The sequence below is a fragment of the Flagellimonas amoyensis genome (genome assembly GCF_003058265.1).
GTDB lineage: Bacteria > Bacteroidota > Bacteroidia > Flavobacteriales > Flavobacteriaceae > Flagellimonas > Flagellimonas amoyensis.
In genome coordinates this window covers 253,899-265,588 of the sequence record NZ_QBUK01000005.1, presented here as the reverse complement: position 1 = coordinate 265,588, position 11,690 = coordinate 253,899, and the positions used below count along the sequence as shown (strand labels likewise).

10 protein-coding genes and 1 riboswitch are annotated in these 11,690 nt (G+C 46.6%); of the genes, 8 read left to right on the top strand and 2 right to left on the bottom strand.

Going from position 1 to position 11,690, the window contains the following annotated elements; translation table 11 throughout:
• Positions 1–37: 37 nt before the first annotated feature.
• Both DB398_RS09130 and DB398_RS09125 read left to right on the top strand, forming a co-directional pair.
• Positions 38–817: a DUF4625 domain-containing protein gene (locus DB398_RS09130; RefSeq protein ID WP_108424136.1), complete on the top strand. Its 780-nt coding sequence runs from the start codon at positions 38–40 to the stop codon at positions 815–817.
• A 170-nt stretch (positions 818–987) separates the two neighbouring features.
• A complete protein-coding gene (locus DB398_RS09125) occupies positions 988–1,464 on the top strand; it encodes a DUF4625 domain-containing protein (protein WP_108424086.1) in 477 nt (158 codons plus the stop codon).
• Positions 1,465–1,543: 79 nt separating this feature from the next.
• Here DB398_RS09125 and DB398_RS09120 read toward each other — a convergent pair whose 3' ends face one another.
• Together DB398_RS09120 and DB398_RS09115 are read right to left on the bottom strand one after the other, a co-directional pair.
• On the bottom strand, positions 1,544–3,334 hold the full coding sequence (locus tag DB398_RS09120) for a ribonucleoside-diphosphate reductase subunit alpha (protein ID WP_108424085.1): 1,791 nt from the start codon (positions 3,332–3,334) through the stop codon (positions 1,544–1,546).
• Positions 3,335–3,337: 3 nt separating this feature from the next.
• Positions 3,338–4,612: a ribonucleotide-diphosphate reductase subunit beta gene (locus DB398_RS09115; RefSeq protein WP_108424135.1), complete on the bottom strand. Its 1,275-nt coding sequence runs from the start codon at positions 4,610–4,612 to the stop codon at positions 3,338–3,340.
• A 275-nt stretch (positions 4,613–4,887) separates the two neighbouring features.
• A riboswitch (cobalamin riboswitch) is annotated at positions 4,888–5,086 on the top strand.
• A gap of 162 nt (positions 5,087–5,248) precedes the next feature.
• Here DB398_RS09115 and metE point away from each other — a divergent pair.
• The 6 genes from metE (at position 5,249) to DB398_RS09085 (ending at position 11,682) form a co-directional block, all read left to right on the top strand.
• On the top strand, positions 5,249–7,570 hold the full coding sequence (gene metE / locus DB398_RS09110) for a 5-methyltetrahydropteroyltriglutamate--homocysteine S-methyltransferase (protein WP_108424084.1): 2,322 nt from the start codon (positions 5,249–5,251) through the stop codon (positions 7,568–7,570).
• 54 nt (positions 7,571–7,624) lie between these two features.
• Entirely contained in the window at positions 7,625–8,116 is a 492-nt protein-coding gene (locus tag DB398_RS09105; protein WP_108424083.1) for a PAS domain-containing protein, read from the top strand.
• Between the two features lie 101 nt (positions 8,117–8,217).
• A complete protein-coding gene (locus DB398_RS18535) occupies positions 8,218–8,586 on the top strand; it encodes a hypothetical protein (protein WP_234416169.1) in 369 nt (122 codons plus the stop codon).
• A 181-nt stretch (positions 8,587–8,767) separates the two neighbouring features.
• A complete protein-coding gene (locus DB398_RS09095) occupies positions 8,768–9,568 on the top strand; it encodes an MbnP family protein (RefSeq protein ID WP_108424082.1) in 801 nt (266 codons plus the stop codon).
• Between the two features lie 60 nt (positions 9,569–9,628).
• Positions 9,629–10,675, top strand: coding sequence for a cytochrome-c peroxidase (locus DB398_RS09090; RefSeq protein ID WP_108424081.1), 1,047 nt, complete (start codon positions 9,629–9,631; stop codon positions 10,673–10,675).
• Between the two features lie 26 nt (positions 10,676–10,701).
• A complete protein-coding gene (locus DB398_RS09085; protein ID WP_159076375.1) occupies positions 10,702–11,682 on the top strand; it encodes a transporter family protein in 981 nt (326 codons plus the stop codon).
• Positions 11,683–11,690: the final 8 nt, after the last annotated feature.

The following is an 11,690-nucleotide window of genomic DNA, read 5'->3' as shown; positions in this document are numbered from 1 at the left end:
AAATCAAATGAAGTATAACACCAAAAACAAAAGAAGAATGAAAACAAATCTTAAACCTTTAGCGATTATTGCCTTTATTGGGATCCTGTTGCAATCTTGTAGCAGTGATGACGAGGGCACACCCCCAGTAGCGGCACCGGTCATTTCCAACTTTGAATATGGAGAGGGCAGCAGTCACTCCGAAGACCAAGTGGCCTACAAGGGCTCCGACATCCATTTGGAGGCAGATATCACCGCTCCTGGCACGGTGAGCAGTATTTCCCTTGCCATCCACGCCCATGATCTGGAACCCGGCGAAGGGGAAGTGGAATGGGACTTTGAACAGACCTTTACCGATGCCAGTTATTTGGTCATCAACCCCACCTTTCATGAGCATGTGGATATCCCTTCCAACATTCCTGCTGGGGAGTACCATGTGCTGTTGACCGTGACGGATGAATTGGGCAATAGTACAGAGGCAGAAGGCCACCTCCAAATTTTGGACCCGATCACATTGAGCGAGATTTCCATCAGCGAGACCGTTGTCAGAGGTACCGATATGCACACCGAGTTCATAGTCCATGCTGTAAACGGAATCCACCAAATCACTGTGGATATCCACGCTCACGGGATTGAAGTGGGTGAAGGCGAAGTGGAATGGGATTTTGAAAATATCTATTCCGAAGGATACCATGAGCTGACCGAAGCGGAGTTCCATGAGCACATTGATGTTCCTGCAACGGCTCCTGCCGGGGAATACCACATCACCTTCACTATTGAGGACGAGGATGGGAGCATTCTGGAATATGAAACCCATATCGATGTGACCGCATCGTAACGATCATGAGAGGTTGTCTAAAAAGTGTCATTCTGAATGAAATGAAGAATCTTTCAAGAATTCAACTATCTGATATTAAAATAGTAGAGATTTTTCGACTGCGCTCAAAATGACAATTTAAACCTTTTTAGACAGCCTCTTTATCTTCAAACGATTAAAAAAAATCAAATATGAAATTGATTCTTAAACATCTGTTCTGTGCTGTTTTCGTTTTGATGTTTTCCGCCTGCTCGAATAGTAGTGACAGCACCATTGACGAAGAGAGACCCACCATCAGTATCAACTATGCGGAGGGGTTTCCACAGACCTGCGAAACCTTGGAAAGGGGGCAGACCTATTCGTTCAGGGCTCGCGTAACGGACAATGCGGCATTGGCTTCCTATAGTTTGAACATCCACCATAACTTTGATCACCACACCCATGATGACCAAGGGGCACAATGTGACTTGGGGACCATCAAAGATGCTGTGAACCCCTTGCTATTTATCGGGAACCACACCATTGAAAATGGGCAGACTTCCTATGAAATCAATATATCCGTGACCATTCCAGATGATATTGATACCGGGGATTACCACTGTTCCTTCTCCGTGACCGACCAGACCGGATGGCAGAGCAGGACTTCAGTGGACATCAAGATCATGTGATCCATTTCTAGTTAGTTTCAACAAAAAAGGAGGTCCGAAAACTATCGAAACCTCCTTTTTTAATTGTAGTAGGATGTTGTTATGCCTCGCAGCTAGAGCACTCTTTCTTTTGCTTGAACTTTTGAGCGGCATTCATACTGTGCTGATAATACAAAGACTTCAGTCCCAGTTTCCATGCCGTTACGTGGATTTTGTTGATGTCCTTCGTGGGCATGTCGGGATGCACGATGATGTTCACCGATTGTCCTTGGTCTATATGGTTCTGTCTGTTGGCCGCTTGGTACACGATGTCCAACTGGTCCAACTCGGAATAGGTCTTGAACACCGCCTTCTCCTCTTCGGTCAAAAACTCCAGATGCTGCACGGAACCGTCCATATCGCGAATACTCTTCCATACCTCAGCATTATTTTGCCCTTTCTCCTCCAATAGGTCCATCAGATAAGGATTCTTGATGGTCACCTTGATCTTTGCAATATCCTTTACGTAACAATTGCTCCAAATAGGCTCGATTCCCTGGGACACTTGGCCCAAGATAAAGGCTGAGGAAGTGGTCGGCGCAATGGCGTTCAAGGTCGTGTTCCTTCTACCATACCCTTTAAGCACCTCAGGTTCGCCAAAACGTTCGGCCAATTCTTCGGATGCCTTGTAGGAACGATCCTTGATGGCCTTGAAGATTTCATTGTTGAGATTGTAAGCTTCTTGGCTATCAAAAGCCAAGCGTTTTGACTGCAACAAGGAGTGCCAGCCCAAGGCCCCTAGACCCAAAGCACGGTTTTCCTTGGCAAAGTTATAGGCCCTTTCCATGAAGAGGAAAGTCTGCCTGTCATCACGGTCGGAAGAATCCCTATAGGCCTCCAACTTTTCGATGAATTCGGTGATCACTGCATCCAAGAAATAGACCATGGTCTCTACGGCATCGGTATTTTTCCATTTGTCGTAGTGCAACAGGTTGATACTGGAAAGCACGCAGACAAAGGACCAATTGTCGTTGGACGGCAACATGATCTCCGTACAAAGGTTACTGGCATAGATACGATGGTCTTTGTCCCTGTACACATCCACGGCGCCATCGTTGGCATTGTCGGAGAAGAATACATAGGGATATCCCATTTCTCCCCTTCTTTGGAGCACTTTTGCCCAAACGACCCGCTTATCTTCATCGCCGGCTATCATCTCCTCCATCCATTGGTTGGTCACGGTGACGCCATGGGTCAATTGTTGGATCGGGTTTCCTTCGGTCCCTATTTCCAAAAACTCCATGATGTCCTTATGATCTATGGGCAGGTAGGGCGAAAAACGGCCGCGACGCACAGAGCCTTGGCTCACCACATCCACCATGGACTCGAACAATTGCATGATATGGACCGCTCCAGAAGCTTGCCCGTTGTTCTTCACCGAAGCGCCCCTGTGCCTGATCTTCCCAAAATAGCCAGATGTTCCCCCGCCCAACTTGGACATCATGCCCACTTCGGACTGAGTGTAGAGGATGTTCCCCATATCGTCATCGATGTGGGACCCAAAACAGCTGATGGGCAATCCCCTTCTTTTCCCAAAATTGGACCAAACGGGCGATGCCAAGGAGAAAAACCCTTCGGACATGTAGTTATAGAACTTGTCCGCATAGCCTGGTATCTGCAATATGTCTTCTGCCCTCTCCGCAATTTCCCGGATGCGCCCTTCGGGGGTTGCCCCTTCGGTAAGATAGCCCGAGCCCAAAAAGCTTCGGCTATACTCATTGAGCCATTCAAAGCCCTTGTCCTCCTCTGTGGTCTTGAGTTTGGCCAAGGCATCCTTTCTTGCATTTACAAGATCTAGGGTCTTGTTGTCTTTTACTTCTTCCGTGATCTGAGGGGCTGTCTTGTTCTCCATAAGTTAAAAAAGGTCGTCGCTGGTTATACTTTGTGTTCTCTTGCTATAGTTGATGGATCTTTTTACAAAAAAGTCTCCGTGTTTTGTTCCTATGATCTCGTCATCGAACCATTCGGTCTGTGCCAATAGTTTTTGATCGACATCGAATATTTTGGCAATGCCTATGCTCTCCAAGGAATTGTTGAATCGATTTTTGATGAACTCGTTCACCACAGCCTTCGGCAAAAAGTCGAGTTCCCCTTCCTCAAAGATCCAATCCACGATCTTGCTCTCCGATTGGAAAGCTTCTTCGCATATTTCTTGGATCATGGCCTTGTACTCCTCATCGAACCATTCTGGCCGTTCCTTTTTGATGATATTGATCACATCGATCCCAAAATCGCCATGGATCTGCTCTTCCTTTGAAGTGGCCTCGACCACATTGGAAATTCCCTTGAGCATGTTCTTATGCTTGTTGAACGCCATGATGATCAAGAACTGGGAGAAGAGGGAAACGTGCTCAATGAACAGGGAGAAAAGCAAAATGGACTCTGCATACTCCTTGTTGTTCTCGCTTTTGGCATTTTTAAGGGCCGTTTCCAAATACTGCACCCGTTTCATGATGACAGGTTTTTTCTTGAGGTTCTCAAACTCGTTGTTCAGACCCAATATCTCCAACAAATGCGAATAGGCATCGTGGTGCCTTACCTCACTCTCGGCAAAAGTGGCACCCACCGAACCTATTTCCGGCTTGGGCAAACGGTGGTATATGTCGCCCCAAAAACTCTTCACCGCCACTTCGATCTGGGAAATGGCCAACATGGTGTTCTTGATGGCACTTTTTTCCACTTCGTTCAGTCCAGATTTGAAATCTTGGATGTCGCTGGTAAAGTTGAACTCGGTATGGATCCAATATGAGTGTCTGATCGCAGGTACATATTCGTACAATTGTGGGTACTCGTAAGGCTTTAGGTTGATGCGCTTTTCAAAAATGTCCGTTTGGCGCATTTGGGCCCTCTTGTTCCTATATATAATGTATGCTTTGGCCACGTCGTGGAACTCACTGTTCATAAGTTCGTTCTCCACCACATCTTGCACCTCTTCCACGGTGGGCACATACTGCTCGTCCTTGCTCTTTCGTTCCAACAAGGTGCGCTGAACGTTGTCCGCGATGGCCTGCGCATCACCGATCTGCCCATGGTCCACGGCAGTCATGGCTTTCAGAATCGCATTGGTAATCTTGTGTAAATCAAATGTTTGTGTGCTAAAATCTCTTTTAGTGATTTGGATAATATGCATTTGGAAAACTTTTTGGAGTTGCACGAAATAGCTCGATTGTAAAATTCATATTTTCTTTACTTGGATTTCACATTGGCCCTCTTAGGTTCTCAACACTGTTATCAACATTCCCTTTTTTTAGGCCCAAAAATCGATGGAACAAACTTAAAAAGTGCGCTTTGCGGAAAAGCTGATAAGTGTCATACGGCCATAAGATTTTCTCCACAAACAATCCCATCCATCCAATTCAGCAGAATATTGTCTACTTTTACACCCATAAGTTCTTTACTTAATTTCTTTATCAAAACGATAAGGGTTTCCGACACAGGTCGGGATTAATAGGGAATCGTGTGTAAATCACGAGCTGACGCGCAACTGTAAGTCCGATCCCATTTTGGGATAGCATGTTTTTGCCATAAGAGCCATTGTCCGAAAGGATGAGAAGGCGGTAAAAATCGGATAAGCCAGGATACCTGCCCATATCGTTCCCATGTTTTGGGATTTTGACGGTGCCTTCGCGTATAGGGCAGGTCGGACGTTTGAACCTTACCGGGAACACCCTGGCAATTTCCTTCTGCGTTCTTCTTGTTTTAAGGCATTGCGAAGTTGAGCTAAGGAGCTTTTATCTAATTGTTCAATTTTATAAAAGCTTTAGCAATGAAAACAAGCAATTTGGGCTACCCAAGAATTGGGGCCCACCGTGAGCTGAAAAGGGCTTGCGAAAAGTATTGGTCCGGAAAAATCTCCTTGGAGGACCTACTCGAGACCGGAAAGAACATCCGAACGGAAAACTGGAAACTCCAACAGAAAAAGGACATCGACCTGATCCCTTCCAACGATTTTTCATTTTATGACCAAGTTCTGGACACCACGCTGATGGTGGGGGCAATTCCGAAACGCTATTCCGACATGAAGGAATCCCAAAAACATCTTTTGGACCTTTATTTTGCCATGGCACGAGGTTTCCAGAAAAATGGAGTGGATGTCATCGCCATGGAAATGACCAAATGGTTCGACACCAACTACCATTACATGGTCCCAGAATTTGAAAAGGATCAACAATTCGAAATACTTTCCACAAAGATCATCGATGAGTTCAACGAGTCCAAAGCGCTGGGCATCCACACCAAACCCGTGCTTCTGGGCCCTGTCACCTATTTAATGTTGGGCAAGGAAAAGGAAGAAGGGTTCCATAGGCTCGACCTCTTGCCCAAACTCCTCCCTGTTTACCATATCCTTCTGAAAAAATTAGTGGAAGCCGGGGCCACTTGGGTCCAAATGGACGAACCCGTTCTTGCTACAGATTTGACGGACAGGGAACAGCAGGCCATTGAGAAAGTATATCAGGGCATCGCCGAGAAGTTTCCCTCATTAAAAATTCAGTTGACCAGTTATTTTGGAAGCTTTGGGGACAATCTTGACACCGTTTTGTCCCTGCCTGTATGCGCTCTACACCTGGACCTGAAACGAAGCCCCTATCTATTGGACGAAGTTTTGGAATCTGGCAAGCTTGGCGAAAAAACATCCCTGTCCTTGGGCGTGGTGGACGGCCGCAATGTGTGGAAAAATGATTTTGCCGCATCATTGGAATACATCCGCAGGGCAAAAAAACAACTGGGCGAAGACCGAGTGATCATCTCCCCGTCCTGTTCGCTATTGCACGTCCCCAATGATCTGGATTTGGAGACCAATGAAAAGACACTTCCAAAGGAAGTGAAGGACTGGATGGCCTTTGCCAAGCAAAAACTGGAGGAGCTCCAAAGCCTCAAAACCCTTTCAGAAACCCCTGAACACATCTCCCACCCACTCTTTAAAGACAATTTGGCCTCAACGGAGAAAAGGAAAAACGCTGCATTGATCCATAAACCCGATGTAAAGAAACGGGTGGAACATCTCAGCGAGAGTGACTTCCGAAGGTCATCCCCTTTTGAAAAGAGAAAAGTGCTTCAGGCAGCACATCTAAAACTGCCGCTCTTCCCCACAACGACCATTGGCTCCTTCCCGCAGACCCCAGAAGTGAGGCAGGCCCGATCGCTGTTCAAGAAAGGGGAACTCCACGAACAGAAATACACCGATTTTCTAAAAACAGAGACCGCAAAGGCCATTACCTTTCAAGAAGAGATTGGCCTTGATGTGCCCGTACATGGCGAATTTGAGCGCAACGACATGGTGGAATATTTTGGCGAACAGTTGGAAGGATTTGCCTTTACCCAAAATGGGTGGGTTCAGAGTTATGGCTCCCGCTGCGTAAAACCCCCCATCATTTTTGGGGATGTGTCCAGACCCAAGCCCATGACAGTATTCTGGACCGCCTTTGCGCAATCGTTGACGGAAAAACCGGTAAAAGGCATGCTCACAGGGCCGGTCACCATTCTGCAATGGTCGTTTGTACGGGACGACCAAGCCCTTTCCACAACCTGCAACCAGATTGCCCTCGCCATTCGTGATGAGGTGGTAGATCTTGAAAGAGCAGGCATAAAAATCATACAGGTGGACGAGCCTGCCATACGCGAAGGTCTGCCCTTGCGCAAAAAGGCCCGGAAAACCTATTTGGACTGGGCCATTGGAGCATTCAAACTGTCCACAAGCAGCGTGGAAGATTCCACTCAGATCCACACGCACATGTGTTATTCCGAGTTCAACGATATCATCAAAAGTATTGCTGACATGGATGCCGATGTGATCACCATCGAATGCTCCCGTTCACAGATGGAGCTCTTGGATGCCTTTTCCGAGTTCGATTATCCAAATGATATTGGACCGGGAGTTTATGACATCCACTCTCCAAGAATACCATCCTCCCAAGAGATCTTGGAACTTTTGCGAAAGGCACAAAATGTGCTTCCCGCCTCCAAACTCTGGGTAAACCCGGATTGCGGATTGAAGACTCGGGGATGGGAAGAAACCAAGGAAGCCCTAAAAATCATGGTTTCTGCGGCCCAACAGATCAGGGATGCGGTAGCACATCCATCACATTAACATCAACAGGGGGCCGATGAGTGCATCGGCCCCAAATTCAAATGTCATACACCCATGAATGTAGAAGGTCAAAAATTCATCTCCCCCCTGCTTTGCTTCGATATTTATTCGGAGTACTACCACAAACTGATCCAACAATTCAGAAAAGCTGCCGATGCCAGGCAAGTCAGATCCATCCTCAAAGGCCAAGCCAATAACGCCATTGAAGAGTTGATACAACTCGAAACCTATGATGCATTGGTCATTACCGACCCTCATCAAAACATTGTTTGGGTAAGCGACGGTTTCCCGGAAATGACAGGATATCCCAAAAAACAAGTTTTGGGGAAAAGACCATCCTTTCTTCAGGGAGTACAAACCTCAGAGGATACAAAACAGAAAATTCGGGAGCAACTAAAGACCGTGCACAGCTTTACAGGTTCGGTCTTGAATTACCGAAAAAATGGAGAACCCTATCTGTGCCAGATCAAAATAGTGCCCATCTATGATTCCAAAAGGGTGTTGGTGAATTTTTTGGCCCTGGAAAAGGAGTTGCTTGTGGCTTGATTTACCTCTTGACGAAAAAAAGATTCATTCATCTGAAATACAAACGATGGGCGGTTGGTCACTCGTTCTTGCCTATCTTTGCAAAACAAACCTTTTGACGCTTGAAAAGTCGCGGTCTTCCCATTTTTTTCACACTCCTGTACATGGTGGCCATGCTAAAGCCTGTGCTTCCCGTATTTGAGTATGTGGTGAACCAAGACTACATTGCCGAATACCTCTGTATCAACAAGGACAAGCCAATGATGAACTGTAACGGAAAGTGTTATTTGGCCAAAATGCTCCAAGAAGAACAGAACGAAAAAAAGCAGAATCTTCCTGCAATAGACCTTAAAGAGTACCCCATAGGTTTTGTGGACATCCTGCTTTTTGATTTTAATGGACTGGAAACAAACAAAAATGTATTGCCCGTCCTTATTCCCAGTGGACCCAGGCAGTTTGTCGGTTCCATTTTCCACCCACCCAATTGTTGATTTTCACTATTTCACTGACCTAAAGACTTCTTGCATTCACGCATGAAGCAATATGGCTGTGCACATCAGTTCCAGATATCGCACTATGGATGCGGCCATCTGTAATCCATTCATCATTTTGTTTAACTGGAAACCTATGCCTTGGAAGCATGGGTTTTGAAACGCTTAATTATTGAAAATCATGAAATTATCCTATAAACTATCCATTATACTATTGTTCTCCGCTCTTGTTTTCTCTTGTAGTAGCGATGACAATGCCACAGATCTTACCGGGAACGGTACCGTACACATCGAATTTGACAACAGCGTGGCTGGGGATGACCTTCTCTTGAGCACTTCGAGCTATACCAATTCCCAGAATGAGACCCTGACCATCAACCGGCTTACCTATATTGTGGGCAATTTTAGGCTGACCGATGAAAACGGTACTGTCTTTACCTATCCAAAAGATGAGGGCTACTTCATTGTGAACGAGGAAACCGGCAACACCGAAGTGGCCCTTACCAATGTCCCCGCCGGAAGGTATACCTCTCTCACTTTTGGCATTGGCGTAGACCAAGAAAAATACCTTCAAGGTGCCGAGGGACAGGGAAATCTGCTGACCGAGGCCGAGAACACCAATATGGTGTGGTCCTGGCAGGCAGGGTATAAATTCCTCAATTTTGAAGGTACTTTTACTTCCCCGACCATAACTGATGCCACAGACTTCGTGATCCACATGGGGAGCCATGGGTCCAGCTTGGACAACTATAAAGAAACGACCTTGGACCTTGGCTCCGAAGCATTGGTGAGCAGCGACATGAACCCCATCATTCACCTTGTCGTGGATGCAGGCAACATCCTTGACGGGGAGAACAAAATCGCCTTGAGTGAACAGGCTGTTATCATGATCAGTGAGGAAAAATCGCCCCAAATAGCAACGAATGCTTCAGGAATGTTCACCGTGGACCACGTACACAACGGAAGCGGAGAATCCCATTAAAAGAAAACATGGGATGGGCCGTCTCTTCGGACGGCCCTTTCATTCAAAAACTACAAGCACATGAAACATCTTTTATGGGTTTCCCTTTTGCTGGCAATGATGGCCTGCCATACGGATTCCGGCGAATATGTCGATGTGGAAGAGGACAGGGCCCTGTCCGTTATGGTTCCTTCCAACTTTCCGCCGATGGCCTATAATCTGGAGGAGAACCCTCCCACCCAATTTGGTTTTGAATTGGGTAAAAAATTGTTCTATGACGGAAAACTGTCTGCCAACGGATTCATTTCCTGCGGTTTTTGTCATGAGCAACGGTTTTCCTTTACACACCACGGACACCAGTTCAGTCACGGCATCGATGACAAAGAAGGGACACGGAACACCCCTTCCATTGCCAACATGGCCTTTTTTTCGGAATTCGCCTGGGACGGCGCCACGAACCATCTGGACCTGTTTCCCATTATTCCCATTACCAATGAAGTGGAGATGGGCGAGACCATGACCGGGGTCCTTCAGAAGCTTCAGGCGGACAGTGAATACCAAAAAGCGTTCAATGCCGCTTTTGAGGAAGGTGGGGTCAACCATGAAAACTTTCTGAAGGCCATGGCCCAGTTTATGGTCATGATGGTCTCCTACAATTCCAAGTATGACAAATATGTTCGGAATGAGGACGGGGTTTCCTTGACTGACCATGAACTCCAAGGATTGTCCATCTTTCAACAAAAATGTGCCAGTTGCCACACCACCGACCTGTTTTCCGATGGCAGTTTCCGGAACAATGGCCTACCGCCCAATCCCAAGCTGAACGACCTAGGGCGCGCAGAAGTCAGCGGAAGCGCCAGTGACAACTACAAGTTCAAAGTACCCAGCCTAAGGAACGTTTCGCTCACGGCCCCCTATATGCACGATGGAAGGTTCGGCAGTCTGGAATCCGTCTTGAACTTCTACCAAAATGGCGTACAAGATTCCCCCACATTGGACCCCTTGCTGAAAACAGAGGCAGGATTGGGGATTTCCTTGGACGGTGCCGAAAAGGAGGCGCTGATCGCCTTTTTGGGAACCCTTACCGATACTGAATTTATTGCTGACAAACGCTTTGCAGAATATTGATCTACAAAATGAATAAAAAAGAACAAATGAAAACACATATCTTATCCATACTCGCATTGACATGGGGCATTTCCGTACTTCAGGGAAACACAATGCCCAAACTCCCTTGCCCTTCCGGCAATTTACCGACACTTATGCTCTACAACGATTTTTGCGACACCTGCGGTTGTGGTGGAAATGGAGGCAGCATGGGCTTTGGGACCGGACTCAACAACAATTTTCTGGGCCTACGGTATATTGGCCAAAAATACCGTTCCAGGGATGGCATTTTTGCCAACTCGCCTTGGATTGATGAAGATTTCAATACCGTTCAACTGTGGACACAATTGCCCATGGGGGAAAAATTCATTTTGAATGCCGTGCTCCCCTACCAATTCCACACCAGAACATTTTCCGACCAATCCGAACAGCACATCAACGGCTTGGGGGATGCCACCGTCCTCGGGTTTTATCAAGTTCTGAAACAGACCCCGGACAGCATCATCTCCATAAGACCCGAACATACACTGCAAGTTGGCGGAGGGGTCAAAATACCAACAGGAACCTTTGACGAGGAAAATCTGGAAGGCAGTGTAAACCCAAGTTTTCAATTGGGCACGGGCAGTTGGGACTTTTTGGTCGGGGCCAATTACGGCATGACCTATCGAAATTGGGGCATTTCCCTTATGGCCAACTATACCTTCAAAACGGAAAACGACAAGTACTATAGATTTGGCAACCAATTGAACTACGCCATCAACACCTACAAGACCTATTACTTCGGAAATGATTTTGCCCTCACCCCTCAGCTTGGACTTGGAGGGGAGCATTTTGAGGAAAATGAAGAATTTGGATTGGCCGTGAACGATACGGGCGGAAATGCTTTTTTTGGAAAAGGTGGCATTGAGGTCAATTACAGGACTTATGCCTTGGGGGTTTCGACCATGTTGCCCATTTCCCAAAACCTCAACAATGGCAAGGTGGAAGTAAAGAACAGGTTATCGGTCTATGTGAACATCAATATTTAATAAATTAA